The following is a 17,175-nucleotide window of genomic DNA, read 5'->3' on the forward strand; positions in this document are numbered from 1 at the left end:
CGGAAGCGGAGGCCGACGAGCGACATGGCGGCACGACGGAGGACCGAACCGGGCAGCCGGGACCGTGATTTCGAACCGGGCTTCGACGAGCCCGCCGAGGAGGGCTGGCGCCGCGCGCCGCGCTTCGAGGACGACACGCCCCGTTCCGGCCTCAGGGCCGAGCCGCGGCTCGACGACCGGCCGGAGCCCCCGCGTGCCTCCCGTCGCGCTGCCCGCCCCACGCGCCGCGAGGCCGCCGAGGCCGAACCGTCATGGGAGAAGCCGTCCCGGCGCGAGAGCGCCCGCACCGCCGCCGACCGCGCCGAGGAGCGCAACCTGCCCTCGCGTCCCTCGCGGCGCCCTTCCGCCCGGCCGCCGCAGGCCACGCCCTCGCCCTCGCGCCGGGGCGGGGTCAGCTCGACCCGCTCGACCCGCTTCCTGCCCGAGGAAGTGGGCAATGTGCTGCGCCGCCGCACCGCCGAGGTGCTCGGCCTCGTGATTCTCGGCGCCGCCTTCCTCATGCTGGTGGCGCTGGGAAGCTGGTCGGCCGACGACCCCAGCCTGTCGCGTTCCGCCGCGGCGGCGCCGGCCAACCTGCTCGGCCGCAGCGGCGCCGCCGCCGCCGACCTGATGATGCAGATCTTCGGCGTCGCCTGCCTCGCCCTCGTGCTGCCGATGGCGGCGCGGGGCTGGCTGATGCTCACCCACCGCACGCCGGGCCGGGAGCGGCTGCGCCTGTTCGCCTGGCTGGCCGGCGTGGTGTGCGCCTGCGGCTTCGCCGCCTGCCTGCCCGCCTTCGGCACCTGGCCGCTGCCCAACGGGCTCGGCGGCGTGCTCGGCGACGGCGTGCTGGCGGTACCGGCCGCGCTGTGGGGAGGCTGGCTGTCTTCCCTCGACTATATCCTGACCGGCGGCGTGTTCCTCGCGGCCGCGCTGGTCGCCCTGCCGGTGTCGATCGGGGTGGGGTTCGGCGAGCCCGACGTGCTCGATCTGCCGCCCGCGGCGGAGGAGCCCGAGGAGGACCCGCCCTCTTCCCTCACCCTCGGGGCGCTGGCCCATGGCGCGCTGGCGCTGCGGGCCCGGCTGTGGACGGCGCGCGGCAAGGCCTCGCGCGGCGGGGTGGTGGCGACGCTGCGCGAAATGGTCGGCCTCGATGGCGAGGAGCCGGACCTGCAGCCGCGCCGGGTCCGCGACGAGCCCAATTTCGGCGTCTCGCCGCTGGAGACCTTCCAGCCCGAGACCATCGTGCCGGAACCGGAAGACCCCTTCGACGTGCCGGACGAGCCGCCCCCGGTGCCGGTGTCGCGTTCCGAGCGGCGCCCGCCGCTGCGCTCCATCCGCGGCGGCCGGGCGGAGGCCGAGGAGGCGCGCCGGCGCTACCAGATTCCCCCGCTCGACCTGCTCGGCACCCCGCCGCCCAACCGCGGCCCCTCGGTTCCGCCGGAGGAGCTGGAGGAGGCCTCGCGCGACCTCGAAAGCGTGCTGGAGGATTTCGGCGTGCGCGGCGCCATCGTCAACGCCCGCCCCGGCCCGGTGGTGACGCTGTACGAGCTGGAGCCGGCGCCGGGCATCAAGTCGAGCCGGGTCATCGGCCTCGCCGACGACATCGCCCGTTCCATGAGCGCGGTTTCCGCCCGCGTTGCCGTGATTCCGGGCAAGAACGCCATCGGCATCGAGCTGCCGAACCCGCGGCGCGACAAGGTGCTGCTGCGCGAGATCCTCACCGCGCGGGATTTCGGCGAGACCGCGCTGAAGCTCGCCATCGCGCTGGGCAAGACCATCGGCGGTGAACCGGTAATCGTCGATCTCGCCCGGATGCCGCACCTGCTGGTCGCCGGCACCACCGGCTCGGGCAAGTCGGTCGCCATCAACACCATGATCCTCAGCCTGCTCTACCGCCACCGGCCGGAGCAGTGCCGCCTGATCATGATCGACCCGAAGATGCTGGAGCTCTCCGTCTATGACGGCATCCCGCATCTGCTGTCCCCCGTCGTCACCGACCCGAAGAAGGCGGTGGTCGCCCTCAAATGGGCGGTGCGGGAGATGGAGGAACGCTACAAGAAGATGTCGAAGGTGGGCGTGCGCAACATCGACGGCTTCAACGCCCGGGTGCTGGAAGCCCAGGCCAAGGGCGAGGCGATCGTGCGCACCGTGCAGACCGGCTTCGACCGCGAGACCGGAGAGGCGGTCTATGAGCGCGAGGAGATGGACCTCGAGCCGCTGCCCTATATCGTTGTGGTGGTGGACGAGATGGCCGACCTGATGATGGTGGCCGGCAAGGAAATCGAGGGCGCGATCCAGCGCCTCGCCCAGATGGCGCGCGCCGCCGGCATCCACCTCATCATGGCGACGCAGCGGCCCTCGGTGGATGTGATCACCGGCACCATCAAGGCCAATTTCCCCACCCGCATCTCGTTCCAGGTCACCAGCCGGATCGATTCGCGCACCATCCTCGGCGAGATGGGCGCCGAGCAGCTGCTCGGCCAGGGCGACATGCTCTACATGGCGGGCGGCGGCCGCATTTCCCGCGTGCACGGCCCCTTCGTCTCCGACCAGGAGGTGGAGCGCGTCGTCGAGCACCTCAAGCGACAGGGCGCGCCGGCCTATCTGGAGGCGGTCACCACCGACCTCGACGCCGAGGGCGAGGACACCCCGGTGTTCGACCGCGGCGCCAGCGGCGGCGGCGAGGAGGGCGGCGACCTCTTCGACCAGGCGGTGGCGGTGGTGATGCGCGACGGCAAGTGCTCCACCAGCTACATCCAGCGCCGGCTGCAGATCGGCTACAACCGCGCCGCGTCGCTGGTGGAGCGGATGGAGAAGGAGGGGCTCGTCGGCCCGGCCAACCATGCCGGCAAGCGCGAGATTCTCGCCGATCGCGAGGGTGAGGATTATTGAGCCCGCGGAACCGGCGGGCCGCGCGGCGAATTCCGCTCGGGCCACAGGATCGCCACAGGCGGCAGCTACCGCCTGACGCTACGGCTTCATGCCCGCACGGGCTTCATCGTGAGTGGATCATGCGCCTCCTCGCCACCGCCTGCGTTCTCCTGATGCTCCCGGCCGGGAGCGCGCTGGCGCAGCAGTCCCCGAACGAGTTCTTCGAGAAGCTCTTTCCCTGGACCAAGCAGGCCCCGGCCGCCCCGGCGCAGACCGTGCCGCCGGACGCGGTGGGAAGCGCTGTGGCGCCGGCCCCTGCCGGCAATCCCTATCCCGCCGCCGCCGCTGCGGCCCCCGCCGCCGCGCCCGTTGGCGCTGCCGCATCGCCCGGCACTGCCGTGCCGGCGGCCCGGCAGGCCGTGGTGCTGCCCGAGACCGGGCCACGCCCGGTGCCGGCCCCGCTGCCGAAGGAGACCGGCCGCCCGGTGGTGGCGGCGGCCCCGGCGCCCGCTCCGGCGCATGCGGGGAACCCGGCCCCTGCCAACCCGGCTCCCGCCGCGCCGGCGGCCGTGACCCCCGTCGCCGAGGCGCCGGCATCCGCCGCCCCCGCGGCCCCGGCCGAGCCGGTGCAGCTCGCCGCCGCGCCCTCGCAGCAGGCGCCCGCGGTGACGATCGACCGGATCAACCGCTACTTCAACAGCTTCAAGACCATGACGGGCGACTTCGTCCAGATCGACCCGAGCGGGGCGCGCCAGCGCGGCGAGTTCTACATCCTCAAGCCAGGCCGGGTGCTGTTCGAATACGCCCCGCCCAGCCAGATCGTGCTGGTGGCGGATGGCCGCTCGGTGTCGATCCGCGACAAGCGGCTGAAGACGCAGGACATCTCGCCCCTGTCGCAGACGCCGCTGCGCTTCCTGCTGTCGGAGAATCTCGATCTCGCCCGCAACGCCAACGTGGTCGGTGTCTACCAGGACGATGTCTTCGCCACCGTGGTGCTGCAGGAGACCCAGCCCATGGTCGGCACCTACCGGCTGATGATCATGTTCGACGCCAAGACCATGCAGCTCAAGCAGTGGACCGTCACCGACCCGCAGGGCTACGACACCACGGTCGCGGTCTCGAACCTTAACACCCGCGAGCAGCCGGACCCCGCGCTGTTCGTCATCAACCGCTGAACCGCGCCGCCCCCAAGCGCGCGTTACCGCCCTTCATCCCGAGGTGGTTGATTGATAGAGAGGGTGCCGCGCCCGGCTGCCGGCGTCCGCCCGTCCGCCCCTCTGTACGTCCTGCCGCAAGGTCCTCCCGTGCCGCTCACCATCGCCACCTGGAACATCAATTCGGTGCGGCTGCGCATCGAGCTTGTGGGCAAGCTCGCCGCTCTCCACCAGCCGGACATCATCTGCCTGCAGGAGACGAAGTGCCCGGACGACCGGTTTCCGCTGAAGGATATCGGCCGGTTCGGCTATCCCCACGTCGCCATCAACGGGCAGAAGGGCTATCACGGCGTCGCCATCCTCTCGAAGCGGCCGTTCGAGACGATCAGCCGGCAGGGCTTCTGCGACATGGGCGATGCCCGCCACATCGCGGTGACGCTGGGCGCCGGGGCCGGGCTGGCGGCCCCGCTCACCATCCACAATTTCTACATCCCGGCGGGCGGCGACATTCCCGACCCCGAGCAGAACCCCAAGTTCCGCCACAAGCTGGATTTCCTCGACGAGGCGATCGCCTGGGAGCAGCTTCACCCGCTGGCGCCGGGCGAGCGCTCGGTGCTGGTCGGCGATCTCAACATCGCGCCGCTGGAAACCGACGTGTGGAGCCACAAGCAGCTCCTCGACGTGGTCAGCCACACCCCGGTGGAGGTGGAGCGGCTCGGCCGGCTGCAGGCGGCGGGCAACTGGGTCGACGTGATGCGTGGCTTCATCCCGCCGAGCGAGAAGCTCTACACCTGGTGGAGCTACCGCGCGGCGGACTGGGCGGCGTCCGACCGCGGCCGCCGGCTCGATCACGTCTGGGCGAGCCCGGCGCTGGCCGCCACCGCGCGCAGCCTCGCCGTGCTGCGCGAGGCCCGCGGCTGGGAACGCCCCTCCGACCACGTGCCGGTGCTGGCGACCTTCGAGGCGTAGGCGCGGCGCGGCGGGCGAAGCTCGCCTTTCGCGCGGCCTTCGCTATAGTGCCCGGGCTTTCGAGAGGATTCCGTCCGTGTCCCGTCCGTTCCCGCGTCGACCTGCGCCCGGCCGCCTGCCGCGTGCGCTTGCCATCGTCCTGCTGCTGGGCGCGAGCGGCACGCTCGCCGGCTGCGGCGTGAAGGGGCCGCTGGAGCCGCCGCCGGGGTCGGTCCAGCCGGGGCCGGACGGCAAGATGCCGAAGGACACCGGGCCGGTGAAACCGGACAAACCCTTCGTGCTCGACCCGCTGCTCTGACGGCGACCCGCCCTTTCCCCGGCCTGTTCCTCCGGCACCCCGCCATGCACCATTTCGCCTATCGCGACGGCGTCCTGCACGCCGAGGACGTCGACCTCACCGCGCTGTCGCGCGAGGTCGGCACCCCGTTTTATGTCTATTCCACCGCCACGCTGGAGCGGCACTACCACGTCTTCACCGAGGCGTTCTCGGATGTGAAGGCGACGCTCTGCTACGCGCTGAAGGCCAATTCCAACCAGGCCGTCATCGCGACACTGGCGAGGCTCGGCGCGGGGGCGGACATCGTCTCGGGCGGAGAGCTGCAGCGCGCGCTGGCGGCTGGGGTGCCGGGCGGCAAGATCGTGTTCAGCGGCGTCGGCAAGACCCGCGAGGAGATGGCGGCGGCGCTCGACGCCGGCATCCTCTGCTTCAACGTCGAGAGCGAGCCGGAGCTGATCGCGCTGTCGCAGGTGGCGACCGCCAAGGGCATGACCGCCCCGGTCTCGATCCGGGTGAACCCGGACGTCGACGCCAGGACCCACGCCAAGATCTCCACCGGCAAGTCCGAGAACAAGTTCGGCATTCCGGTGTCGCGCGCCCGCACCGTCTATGCCGAGGCGGCGGCGCTGCCGGGGCTGCGCATCACCGGCGTCGACATGCATATCGGCAGCCAGATCACCGATCTCGAACCCTTCGACAACGCCACCGCGCTGCTGGCCGAGCTCGCCCGCGACCTGCTGGCCGCCGGCCACCCGCTCTCCCATCTCGATCTCGGCGGCGGGCTCGGCGTGCCCTATGTGGCGGGCGACCCCGAGCCGCCGCTGCCGTCGGCCTATGCCGCGCTCATCAAGCGGCACACCCACAATCTCGGGCTCGGCCTCGTCTTCGAGGTCGGCCGGCTGATCGTCGCCAATGCCGGCATCCTGGTGAGCCGGGTCATCTATGTGAAGGAAGGCGAGGGCAAGACCTTCGTCATCGTCGATGCGGCCATGAACGATCTCATCCGGCCGACCCTTTACGACGCCCATCATGAGGTGCTGCCGGTCCACGAACCGGCGGAGGGCGCGGGACAGATGGTCGCGGACGTGGTTGGCCCGGTCTGCGAGACCGGGGACTATCTCGCGCTCGGCCGCCGCCTGCCGACGCTGCGGCCCGGCGACCTCGTCGCGGTGATGACGGCGGGGGCCTATGGCGCGGTGCAGGCTTCCACCTACAACACAAGGCCGCTGATTCCCGAGGTTCTGGTGCGCGGGGCCGAGGCGGCGGTGGTGCGCCCGCGGATCGACGCCGCCCAGCTCATCGCGCTGGACCGGCTGCCCGGCTGGCTCGGCTGAGCCTGCCGCGCGCGCGGCGATGCCCGGCGACGCCTTCCTTCTGACGATCTTGTGTGCACGTCTGTCCCGCGGGCAGGGCTGGCGCCGCTGCCCTTGCGTGATACTCTGACGCCTTGGGGAAACGCGGGGGCAACGACCCGGGGCAGCACTGCCATTGGCTCAAGCCGGAGGCCGGAAACGCGTGACCACGCCGGACACACGATCTGAAAGCCCCACGGAGGGGCGGCCCAGCGAATCCCGCCTCGCCGAGGCCGGCTTCGTGGAGCGGACCCTCGCCCTCGCCCTGCGCCGCGCGCAGGGAGCGATTTTCTGGGAGCGGATCTGGCCGGCCATCGTCGCGGCGAGCCTTTCCCTGGGGTTTTTCCTCATCCTGTCGTGGGCGGGCCTCTGGCTGGCGCTCCCGGTCTATGGCCGCATCCTCGGCGTGCTGCTCTGCGGGGCGCTGGTCGGTGTCTCGCTGCTGCCGGCCCTCGCCATTCGCCGGCCGACCCCGGCGGAAGCGCTCAGCCGGCTCGACCGGGCCAGCCGGTTGCCGCACCGGCCGGCGACGGCGCTGTCGGATCATCTCGCCAGCCGCCCCGACGACCCGGTGTCGCAGGCGCTGTGGCGGGCCCATCTCGCCCGCATGGCCGGGCAGATCAGCGCGCTGCGTGCCGGCATTCCCTCGCCGCGCCTCGCCGCGCTCGACCCGCGGGCGATCCGGGCGCTGGTGGCGCTGGGGGTGGTGGCGACCTTCTTCATGGCGCCGGGCGAGCACGCCCGGCGTGTCGTCGCGGCGTTCGACTGGCGGGCGGCGGTGCCGCCCAAGCCCTACCGCATCGACGCCTGGGTCAACCCGCCGCCCTACACCGCGCGGCCACCCGTCATGCTGCCCGGGCTGCGCTCGGAGGAGGCGGCCGACGCCACCGGCGCCCGCGCGTCCGACGAGCCGCAGCTGCGCGCGGCGGCGCTCAACGTTCCGGCGGGCAGCGTGCTGTTCGTGCGCGTCACCGGGATTGACGGCGCGAAGATCGAGCTTGAGGGCGGCCTCGGCCCCGTCAAGGACGAGGCGAAGGCCGAATCGGCTCCCCCGCCCGCCGCGCCGCCGACCGGCGCCCCCGCCGCCGGCCGGCCCGTCGCCGCCGGCCGGCCCGTCGCGCAGGAGCAGCGCTTCGTGATCAGCGGCGACGGCGTCGCCCGGCTCACCGGCCCGGATGGCGACAGCGTGTCCTGGCGGTTCTCGGCGCTGCCGGACCAGCCGCCGAGCATCACCTTCGCCCGCGACCCGCAGATCGTCGGCCGCACCGGACTTGGCCTCGCTTACCGCGTCGAGGACGATTACGGGGTCGTGGCGGCGGAGGCCACCTTTGCCCCGCTGCCGCCGCCGCGCCCGCTCCATGCGCTCAGCAACGCGCCGACCCCGGCCGTGGGCACGCCGCTGGTGCCGCCGCCGGACTTCGCCCTGCCCCTGCCGGGCCTGCGGGCCAAGAGCGGCACCGGCCAGACCACGCGCGACTTCACCGAAAGCCCCTGGGCCGGGGCCCGGGTCTCGCTCACCCTCACCGCGCGCGACGAGGCGGGCAACACCGCGACGACCGACCCGCGAATCATCGTGCTGCCGGAGCGGGCCTTCTCCAATCCGCTGGCGCGGGCGCTGATCGAGCAGCGCCGCGACCTCGCGCTGGACACCGCCGCGCGGGAGCGGGTGCAGGTCGCGCTCGCCGCGCTCTCACTCGCTCCCGAGCGCTTCACCCCCAATCCGGCGCAGTACATGGGCCTGCGGACGGCCTATTTCCGCCTCGCCAATGCGCGCAGCGACGACGATCTGCGCGGGGTGGTGGATTATCTCTGGGACGTTGCCACCCGCATCGAGGATGGCGACATGTCCGATGTCGAGCGCCAGCTCCGGGCGGCGCAGGACGCGCTGCAGAAGGCGCTGGAACAGGGCGCCGGCGAGGACGAAATCAAGAAGCTGACGCAGGACCTGCGCCAGGCCATGGACAAGTTCCTCAAGGCCCTCGCCGAGCAGGCCCAGCGCAACGGCGACACCGCCAGCCAGGCGCAGGACCCCAACGCCCGCACCGTGCGCCCGCAGGACCTGCAGAAGATGCTGGACCGCATCGAGGATATGGCGAAGAACGGCGCCCGTGACGCCGCCCGGCAGATGCTGAGCGAACTGCAGAACATGCTCAACAATCTGCAGGCCGGCCGTCAGCAGCAGCGCCGCCAGGGCCAGAGCCAGATGTCGCAGGCCATGGACCAGCTCGGCGACATGATCCGCCAGCAGCAGAAGCTGCGCGACCGCACCTTCAAGCAGGGCAATGAGCGCGGCGAGAACCAGGACCAGGCCTATGACCAGTTGAAGCAGGGCCAGCAGCAGCTTCGCGACAAGCTGCGCGAGCTGCAGCAGAAGATGCAGCAGGCCATGCGCGGGCGCGGCCAGCCGCAGGAAGGCGAGCAGGGTCAGCAGGGCGAACAGGGCCAGCGCGGCTCCGGCCAGCAGGGGCAGCAGGGCGAAGGCCAGCAGGGCCAGGGTCAGCAGGGCCGCGGTTCCTCCGGGCAGGGCGGCGACCCCCTCGCCCAGGCCGAGCAGGCGATGCGCGAGGCCGAGGGCTCGCTCGGCGAGGGCGACGGCGCCGCCGCCGCCGATGCCCAGAGCGAGGCGCTCCAGGCCCTGCGCAAGGGCGCCCAGCAGCTAGCGGAAGCCATGCAGCAGCAGGGCCCCGGCGAAGGCCAGGGCCAGCCGTCCGGCGAGACGGCGGAGCGCAACGACCCGCTCGGCCGCCCGATGCGCTCGCGCGACTATGGCGACGACGTCACCGTGAAGGTGCCGGACGAGATGGACATGCAGCGCGCCCGCCGGGTGCTGGAGGAGCTCCGTCGCCGCTTCGGCGAGAGCTTCCGCCCGCAGCTCGAGCTGGATTATCTGGATCGGCTGCTGCGCGACTACTGAGGCGCCGGGCCGCAAGGCCCGGCCCCTCAAGCGCCGGGCCCGGTCCGCCGGTCGTTGTGGCGGCGGTGGACCGGCAGACCCTCGTGCCCGTGGCACGGTGGCGCCGATCGGCGATTCGCCGCAGACCGCCCGCCGCGCCGCGTTGCCGCGCCGCTCAATCCTCGGGGATGTAGCCGATGAAGGGCAACTGCCGGTAGGCGTGGGCGACGTCCATGCCGTAGCCGACGACGAAGTAATCCGGGCAGTCGAAGCCGACGAAGTCGGCGTGGATCTGCACCGCCCGCTTGTGCGGCTTCTCCAGCAGCACGCAGACCAGCACCCGCCGGGCGCCGCGGGCCGCCAGCAGGTCCTTGGCGAAGGCGAGCGTGCGGCCCGATTCGAGAATGTCGTCGATCAGCAGCACGTCGCGGCCGCGCACCTCGGTCTCGACGTCCCGCAACACCGTCACCTGGCCGGAGGACACGGTTGCCTTGCGGTAGCTCGACAGCGTGATGAACTCCACTTCGGGCGCGAGGCCGGCGCCGTGCATCGCCCGGATGAGATCGGCGGCGAAGACGAAGCTGCCTTTCAGCACGGCGATGACCACGAGCTTCTCCGGCCGGGCGGCGACGATCTCCTGCGCCAGCTCGCGATTGCGCTCGGCGATCCGCTCCGCATCGAACAGCACTTCCACATGCCGTGTCCGTTCGGTGTCGCTCATCGGGTCCTCTTGTCTGGTGCGGTCTGCAGGTGCCGTGGGGCGTTTCGGCGACACATTGCCGGGCGCGCCCGGCCGCGTCCAGCCGCGGTGCGGATCGCCCGCGATTTTGCCGCATCGCCCCCGCAGTGTGTTAGAGGTCGGCGGGCGAAATCAGCGTTCGGGCGGGCAAGGGAAGGCGTCTTTGGTCCGGTTTGAAAATGTTGGCCTGCGCTATGGCATGGGGCCGGAGGTGCTGAGGGATGTCACCTTCGGCATTCCCCGGCATTCCTTCCAGTTCCTGACCGGGCCTTCGGGTGCGGGCAAGACCACGCTGCTGCGCCTGTTGTTCCTGTCGCTGCGCCCCACCCGCGGCCTCATCACCATGTTCGGCCGCGACGTATCCACCATCGGTCCCGACGAGGTGGCGGCGCTGCGCCGGCGCATCGGCATCGTGTTCCAGGATTTCCGCCTTCTGGACCACATGACGACCTATGAGAACGTCGCCCTGCCGCTGCGGGTGCAGGGGCTGGAGGAGGCGAGCTACGCCGCCGAGGTGCGGGAGCTGCTGCACTGGGTGGGGCTCGGCGAGCACATGCACGTGCTGCCGCCGGTGCTCTCCGGCGGGGAGAAGCAGCGCGCGGCGATCGCCCGGGCGCTCATCAGCCGGCCGGAAATCCTGCTCGCGGACGAGCCGACCGGCAATGTCGATCCCCGGCTCGCCCGGCGCCTGCTGCGCCTGTTCGTCGAGCTGCACAAGACCGGAACCTCCGTGCTGATCGCCACCCATGACATCGCCCTGATGGACCAGTTCGACGCCCGCCGTCTGGTGATCCAGGACGGCCGGCTGCGTGTCTATGAGTGAGGGGCGCACCATGGCGAACGCCACCCACGCCGCGGAGGAGGACGCCGTCCACCTCGCCGTGCTCGACGAGGCCGAGGCCCGCGAGGAGCGGGTGCGGCGTCGCAAGCCGCGCGACCCGATCGTGCCCGGCGCCACCATCGCCGGCAGCGCGCTGGTGGCGGTGGTCGCGATCATGACCTTTCTCGCCGCCTTCACCATCGGCTCGGTCGCCTCGGTGCGGGGCATGATGGTGGAGTGGACCGCCGACATCGCCCGCGAGACCACGATCCAGATCCGCCCGGCGGACGGGCTGGACATGGAAGCCGCGCTCGCGAAATCCGTGGAGGTGGCGCAGGCGACCGCCGGGGTGAGCGCCGCCCGTACCATGCAGCCGGCGGAGACGGCGGCGCTGCTGGAGCCATGGCTCGGCGCCGGGCTGGATGTCGCCAGCCTGCCGCTGCCGCGCATGGTGGTGGTGTCGCTCGGCCCGGACGCGACCCCCGAAACGGTGGCGAAGCTGCGCAGCGAGCTGGCCGAGCAGGTGCCCTCCGCCAGCCTGGACGACCACCGCCAATGGACCGAACGGCTTTCCGGCACCGCCCGTACGGTGATGGTCATCGGGCTCGCCGTGTTGGCGCTGGTCTCGGCGGCGACCATTCTCTCGGTGGTCTTCGCCACCCGGGCCGCCGTTGCGGCGGCGCGCTCCATCGTGGAGGTGCTGCATTTCGTCGGCGCCCATGACAGCTTCATCGCCGCCGAATTCCAGCAGCATTTCCTTCATGTCGGGCTGAAGGGCGGCGCCATCGGCGGCGGCGCGGCGATGGGCACCTTCTTCCTGTTCTCCACCCTGCCGAAATGGATGGATGGCGGCGCCGCCCGCGCCACCGACACGCTGGTGGGCAGCGTCTCGCTCGACCTCTATGGCTATGGGGGTATTCTCGGTGCCGTGGTGCTGGTGGCTCTCGTCACGTCGGTGACGTCGCGGGTCACGGTCTACCGCACGCTGCGTCGCATAAGCTAGGCCGCCGGATCGTGTTGCCGTCCATGTCTCCCGCCCCGGTGGACCCGGGCGTCTCCCGTTCCCGCCGCGGTCGCGGCCGGCGCGTGGCGTTGCTGCTGCTGGCGGTGGCTGGCCTTGCCGGGCTGTTGCTCGCGGCGGGGTTCCTGATGTTCGCCGCGCGCATCCAGACGCGGGAAGCCACGCTCGACCGCGACGCCGACGGCATCGTGGTGCTGACCGGCGGCTCCGACCGGCTGGTGGACGCGACCAACCTGCTCGCCGAGGGGCGCGGCAAGCGGCTCCTCATCACCGGCGTGCACCCCGAGACCACCCTGCCCGAGATCGCCCGGCAGATGCCGGCGCCGGAGACGGCGCTGGAGTGCTGCGTGGACATGGGCCGCTCGGCGCTGAACACGCGGGGCAACGCCATCGAGACCGCGCAGTGGGCGCGGGCGCAGGGCTTCCACTCGCTGATCGTGGTGACCTCGACCTGGCATATGCCGCGCGCGCTGGTGGAGCTGCGCCGCGCCGCGCCGGACCTGCAGTTCATCCCCTTCTCGGTCGTCTCGCCCACGCTGCGGGCCGAGCCATGGTGGCGCAACGCCGCGACCATCCGGCTCATGGCGGTGGAATATCTGAAATATCTCGCCGCCTATGCCCAGATCCGGCCGTGGCCGGCCACGACGGAGGAAGTCAAGGCTTCGGCGCAGTAAGCCGGCGGATTCACGGGAACATTACCTACGGCGCGGGATTCAACCTGCACGGGCGAATTGACGCCATTCCACAATGTTCTAGATTTGTTCCCATGATGATGCTCACCGATTCGCTTCTGGATGACGGGCCTCTCGCTGCCGCCGCGGATATGGCGCTGGCGCGGCGGTTCCGTCTGTGGCGGGGCCCGGACGGTCGTCGCCAGGTTTACACGGTCTATGCCGCTGCCGAGGCGCCGGACTACGCCGGTGCGGTGGCGCTCGCGGTGCGGCGGGAGGAGGGGCGCTGCGTCGTCACCTGGGTCGGCCCCGCCGGGACGCGGGCCCGGGCAGCGGCCGCGGCCTCCGGCGCGCAGGAAATTCACCTGCGGCTCCTGCCGGACGCCGAGAGCGGGCCGCTCGCGCCGCAGTGAGCCACGGCTTCAGAGCCGCTCCGAGAGCCATTCCAGTTCGGGGTCGCGAATGCCGAGCTCGGCCAGATGGTCCCGGGTGGCGCGGACATAGTCGCGGTTCGGTCCGCCGACGCCGTGGCCCTGGCGGATGATCTCCAGCCGCCGCTGCGGGGTGAGGCCGCCGGCATACTGGACATGGCGGCGGTCGACCAGAAAGGCCACGGCCGCCACCTGGCGCGCGCTGCCGTCCTTCAGCCACACCCGCCGCACCGCCTCGCGGTAGATGTTCGTCACCTGCTCGCGCTCGCGCAGATAAGCCAGCACGGCCGGCGCCTCCTCCGGCACGACGCGGAAGGCGATGCCGATGCAGGCACCGCCCCGGTCGAGCCCGAGCACCAGTCCCGGCTGTTCCGGCGTGCCGCGCCAATGCACCGAGAGCACGCAGAGCGAGCGATGGGCGCCGATCAGCTTGGCCGGGCAGCGTTCGACATGGGCAAAGCCCGGATTCCACATCAGCGAGCCATAGCCGAACACCCACAGATCCTGCGGGGCGTCGGGAGAAGCGGAGGATGCGGTCATCGGACGGCGGCTCGGCTGGTGGAGACGGTGGGATGGTTCGGCGCATTTCGGCCGCCGGCAAGCTGTGAATCGGAACCGCGGCCGGTGCAAGGGGCGGGGTGAAATCGGCTTCCGGCGCCGGCCGGCCCGACCATCCCGGCGGGGGCCTTCCTGTGGTCCACCCCGCCCGGCTACACCGAAAGACGCTATAGCGGGTCTCTGCCATGAAGCCGCGCCGATTCGGCCCTAGCCTTTCCGCAGCTTCCGCCTCCTCGCTTCGCTCTGAAGGCCGCCCATGACCGACACCGCCTCGCTGCCGCCCCGCCGTCCGCTCTGGCTGGTCATCCTGCCGGTCGGGCTGGTGCTGATCGCCGCTGCCGGGTGGACCGCGCTGTGGTTCTACGCGGCGGCGCGCGCGCAGACCGAGATCGAGGCCTGGATCGCCGCCGAGGCCGGGCAAGGCCGGCAGTGGAGCTGCGCCGAGCGCCGCTTCGCCGGCTTTCCCTTCCGTTTCGAGCTGATCTGCACCGAGCCGAAGCTGGTCTTCTCCGTGCCGGCCAGTGCCGCGGCCGGCGCCGCCGCCGGCACGAGCTGGACCGCGACGGCGCGCCGCGCGCACGCGGTGGCGCAGATCTGGGACCCGCAGCACGTCATCGCCGAATTCGAATCGCCCTCCAGCCTGGTGGAGGCCACCAGCGGGCGCCGGCTGGACGCCACCTGGTCGCTGCTGCAGACCAGCGCCGTCGGGGCGAAGGGGCGGCTGGAGCGCGTTTCGATCGCCGCCAACGACTACGCCCTCGGCGAATCCGGCTCGGCGCTGTTCGCGGCCCGGCATTTCGAGCTGCATGTGCGCCACCACCCGGGGGACGACGGGCCGACGCTGGACATCGCCGCCGGCATGGACGGCGGCACCGGGCCGGCGAGCGTTGCCGACAAGCACCCGCCGGTGGACGGCGAGCTTCAGGCCACCATCACCGCCGTGCCGGAGTTCCGCTCCATGCCGCCCGCCGAGCGGCTGCGGCTCTGGCAGCAGGCCGGCGGCCGTCTGAAGCTGGTGCTGGCGCGGCTCACCGCCGGCGACAGCGTGCTGATGTCGAGCGGTGAGGTCGGGCTCGATGACCGTGGTCGACCCAACGGTCAGGCGCAGCTGACCATCGCCGGTTCCGACAAGCTGTTGAGCGCGCTCTCGACCTCCGGCCTTCTGCCCCCGGTTGTGGCCGGGCTGGCGCCGATGCTGCTGTCGGCGGGCCAGCCGGTCGAGGTCGACGGCCGCAAGGGCTCGAGCTTCCCGTTCACCTTCCGGGACGGGAAGGTGTCGATGGGCTTCATTCCGCTGGGCAAGATCGGCTCGCTCTACTGAGCCGGCAGCGGCTGCCGCCGGCCGTGGCGGCCGGCGGTTCGCTCAGTCGTGGGCGCGGCCGAAATCCGGCGCGGCCGTCTCCTGGCCCTGCTCGATGATGGAGCGGCGGATCGCCCGGGTGCGGGTGAACAGGTCGAACAGCGCATCGCCCTGCTCCCAACGGATCGCCCGCTGCAGCGCGATCAGGTCCTCGGTGAAGCGGCCCAGCACCTCGATCACCGCCTCGCGGTTGTTGAGGAAGATATCCCGCCACATAGTTGGATCGGAGGCAGCGATGCGGGTGAAGTCGCGGAAGCCGCCGGCGGAGTACTTGATCACCTCCGACTGCGTCACCGTCTCGAGATCGGCCGCCGTGCCGACGATGTTGTAGGCGATGAGGTGCGGCACATGGCTGGTGATGGCCAGCACGAGGTCGTGCCGCTCGGCCGTCATCACCTCCACATTGGCGCCCAGCGCCGCCCAGAAATCCTCCAGCCGCTCCAGTGCCGCCGGGTTCACCCCCTCGGGCGGGGTGAGAATGCACCAGCGGTTCTTGAACAGCGTGGCGAAGCCGGCATCCGGGCCGGAATATTCCGTGCCCGCCACCGGGTGGGCGGGAATGATGTGGGCATGGCCGGGAATATGGGCCGCGAGTGCCCGGGCGACGGAGGCCTTGACCGAGCCGACATCGGACACGATGGCATCCGCCGCCACCGCAGGGCCGATCTGTTCGGCCGCCGCGCCCATCGCGCCAACCGGCACGCAGAGCACGATGAGGTCGGCGCCCGCCACGGCTTCGGTCGGCGAGGCGGCGACGCGGTCGGCGAGGCCGAGCGCCTCGGCCCGGGTCCGCACCTCGGGCGCGCGGTCATAGGCCACCACCTCCTCGGCGAGGCGCCGCCCCAGGGCGGCGCGCAGGATCGAGGAACCGATCAGTCCGATGCCGATAACCGTCAGCCGGGCGAACAGCGGCTTCGGCAGCGGCGGGTCAAGCACCATGGTCCACCCCCGCCGGTGCCGCCGGCACGCCCATGAACTCCGCCAGCGCCGCGACGACGAGGCGGTTGGCCTCCTCGGTGCCGATGGTGAGGCGCAGCGCGCCCGGCAGGCCATAGCCGTCCATCCGCCGCAGCACCAGCCCGCGCGCGCCGAGGAAGGCATCGGCTTCCGGCGCGGTCCGGCCCGGCGTGTCGGGAAAGTGCACCAGCACGAAATTGGTCACGCTGGGGGTGACGGTGAGGCCGAGCGCGGCGAGCTCCCGCGTCATCCACGGCAGCCATTCCTCGTTATGGGCGACGGCACGGTCGACATGGGCGGCATCGCCGATGGCGGCCCTGGCGGCGGCGAGGGCGGGGGCATTGACGTTGAAGGCGCCGCGCACGCGGTTGATGGCATCGGCCACTTCGGCGGGCGCGTACATCCAGCCCACGCGCAGCGCCGCGAGCCCGTGGATCTTCGAGAAGGTGCGCAGCATCGCGACGTTGCGGCTGGTCGCCACCAGCTCGATGCCGGACTCGTAGTCGTTGCGGCGGACATATTCGGCATAGGCGGCGTCGAGCACGAGCAGCACATGGGGCGGCAGCCCCTGGTGCAGACGCTTGATCTCGTCGAACGGCAGATAGGTGCCGGTGGGGTTGTTCGGGTTGGCGAGGTAGACGATGCGGGTGCGTTCCGTCACCGCCGCCAGCAGCGCGTCGACGTCGCTGTGGAGGTCCCGCTCCGGTGCCACCACCGGCGTCGCGCCGGCGGCAAGGGTGGCGATGCGGTAGATGAGGAAGCCGTACTGCGAGTAGACGACCTCGTCGCCGGGGCCGGCATAGGCCAGCGCCAGCAGGGTGATCAGCTCGTCCGAGCCGGTGCCGCAGACGATGCGGGAGGGGTCGAGGCCATAGGCGGCACCGATCGCCTCGCGCAGCTGCACCGCGGCGCCGTCGGGATAGAGCTCCAGCGCGGCGCTGGCGTGGAAGGCTTCCAGCGCCTTCGGGCTGGCGCCGAGCGGGTTCTCGTTGGCCGAGAGCTTGTAGACCTTGCCGCCGCTGCCGGCATGGGCCCGGCCCGGCACATAGGCCTCGATCTGAAGCACGCCCGGACGGGGAACGGGGCGGTTCGGGACGGGCGCGGCGGGGGCGGTCATGGT

The 17,175-nt window shown here is 71.8% G+C and carries 15 protein-coding genes; 11 read left to right on the plus strand and 4 right to left on the minus strand.

What is annotated here, in order from left to right; all coding sequences use genetic code 11:
• Nucleotides 1-24 precede the first annotated feature (24 nt).
• The 6 genes from KHC27_RS02040 to KHC27_RS02065 all read left to right on the plus strand — a co-directional run bounded on the left by KHC27_RS02040 (nucleotide 25) and on the right by KHC27_RS02065 (nucleotide 9,519).
• Entirely contained in the window at nucleotides 25-2,874 is a 2,850-nt protein-coding gene (locus tag KHC27_RS02040; RefSeq protein ID WP_213334404.1) for a DNA translocase FtsK, read from the plus strand.
• 119 nt (nucleotides 2,875-2,993) lie between these two features.
• On the plus strand, nucleotides 2,994-4,028 hold the full coding sequence (locus tag KHC27_RS02045) for an outer-membrane lipoprotein carrier protein LolA (RefSeq protein WP_246518672.1): 1,035 nt from the start codon (nucleotides 2,994-2,996) through the stop codon (nucleotides 4,026-4,028).
• 129 nt (nucleotides 4,029-4,157) lie between these two features.
• Nucleotides 4,158-4,976 (plus strand): exodeoxyribonuclease III, encoded by an 819-nt coding sequence (locus tag KHC27_RS02050; protein WP_213334406.1) that lies wholly within the window; start codon nucleotides 4,158-4,160, stop codon nucleotides 4,974-4,976.
• 76 nt (nucleotides 4,977-5,052) lie between these two features.
• Nucleotides 5,053-5,274: an LPS translocon maturation chaperone LptM gene (gene lptM / locus KHC27_RS02055; RefSeq protein WP_343210808.1), complete on the plus strand. Its 222-nt coding sequence runs from the start codon at nucleotides 5,053-5,055 to the stop codon at nucleotides 5,272-5,274.
• A 44-nt stretch (nucleotides 5,275-5,318) separates the two neighbouring features.
• Nucleotides 5,319-6,587, plus strand: coding sequence for a diaminopimelate decarboxylase (gene lysA, locus KHC27_RS02060; protein WP_213334408.1), 1,269 nt, complete (start codon nucleotides 5,319-5,321; stop codon nucleotides 6,585-6,587).
• A gap of 181 nt (nucleotides 6,588-6,768) precedes the next feature.
• Complete coding sequence (locus KHC27_RS02065; RefSeq protein ID WP_213334411.1) at nucleotides 6,769-9,519, plus strand: TIGR02302 family protein; 2,751 nt, start codon at nucleotides 6,769-6,771, stop codon at nucleotides 9,517-9,519.
• Nucleotides 9,520-9,673: 154 nt separating this feature from the next.
• On the opposite strand, the gene hpt is transcribed toward KHC27_RS02065, so the two are convergent.
• Nucleotides 9,674-10,219 (minus strand): hypoxanthine phosphoribosyltransferase, encoded by a 546-nt coding sequence (gene hpt / locus KHC27_RS02070; protein WP_213334415.1) that lies wholly within the window; start codon nucleotides 10,217-10,219, stop codon nucleotides 9,674-9,676.
• A 181-nt stretch (nucleotides 10,220-10,400) separates the two neighbouring features.
• Between hpt and ftsE the strand changes: the two genes are divergently transcribed.
• From ftsE to KHC27_RS02090, 4 genes are all read left to right on the plus strand, one after another.
• Nucleotides 10,401-11,060 (plus strand): cell division ATP-binding protein FtsE, encoded by a 660-nt coding sequence (ftsE, locus tag KHC27_RS02075; RefSeq protein ID WP_213334417.1) that lies wholly within the window; start codon nucleotides 10,401-10,403, stop codon nucleotides 11,058-11,060.
• A gap of 10 nt (nucleotides 11,061-11,070) precedes the next feature.
• The gene (locus KHC27_RS02080; protein WP_213334419.1) at nucleotides 11,071-12,060 is read left to right on the plus strand and encodes a cell division protein FtsX; all 990 of its coding nucleotides are present in this window, start codon (nucleotides 11,071-11,073) and stop codon (nucleotides 12,058-12,060) included.
• 23 nt (nucleotides 12,061-12,083) lie between these two features.
• Nucleotides 12,084-12,752, plus strand: a complete 669-nt coding sequence (locus KHC27_RS02085; protein ID WP_213334421.1) for a YdcF family protein — start codon at nucleotides 12,084-12,086, stop codon at nucleotides 12,750-12,752.
• A gap of 92 nt (nucleotides 12,753-12,844) precedes the next feature.
• Complete coding sequence (locus tag KHC27_RS02090; protein ID WP_246518676.1) at nucleotides 12,845-13,162, plus strand: hypothetical protein; 318 nt, start codon at nucleotides 12,845-12,847, stop codon at nucleotides 13,160-13,162.
• A gap of 9 nt (nucleotides 13,163-13,171) precedes the next feature.
• Here KHC27_RS02090 and KHC27_RS02095 read toward each other — a convergent pair whose 3' ends face one another.
• Nucleotides 13,172-13,720 (minus strand): gamma-glutamylcyclotransferase, encoded by a 549-nt coding sequence (locus tag KHC27_RS02095; protein WP_213334423.1) that lies wholly within the window; start codon nucleotides 13,718-13,720, stop codon nucleotides 13,172-13,174.
• Nucleotides 13,721-13,994: 274 nt separating this feature from the next.
• On the opposite strand from KHC27_RS02095, the gene KHC27_RS02100 reads away from it, so the two are divergent.
• On the plus strand, nucleotides 13,995-15,059 hold the full coding sequence (locus KHC27_RS02100; RefSeq protein WP_213334424.1) for a DUF2125 domain-containing protein: 1,065 nt from the start codon (nucleotides 13,995-13,997) through the stop codon (nucleotides 15,057-15,059).
• Nucleotides 15,060-15,101: 42 nt separating this feature from the next.
• On the opposite strand, the gene KHC27_RS02105 is transcribed toward KHC27_RS02100, so the two are convergent.
• Complete coding sequence (locus KHC27_RS02105; RefSeq protein ID WP_213334426.1) at nucleotides 15,102-16,037, minus strand: prephenate/arogenate dehydrogenase family protein; 936 nt, start codon at nucleotides 16,035-16,037, stop codon at nucleotides 15,102-15,104.
• On the minus strand, nucleotides 16,027-17,172 hold the full coding sequence (gene hisC, locus KHC27_RS02110) for a histidinol-phosphate transaminase (protein WP_213334428.1): 1,146 nt from the start codon (nucleotides 17,170-17,172) through the stop codon (nucleotides 16,027-16,029). The genes KHC27_RS02105 and hisC overlap by 11 nt, the downstream gene beginning before the upstream one ends.
• Between the last annotated feature and the right edge of the window lie 3 nt (nucleotides 17,173-17,175).

It is taken from the genome of Ancylobacter lacus (assembly GCF_018390635.1).
In the GTDB taxonomy this organism is placed as follows: Bacteria; Pseudomonadota; Alphaproteobacteria; order Rhizobiales; family Xanthobacteraceae; genus Ancylobacter; species Ancylobacter lacus.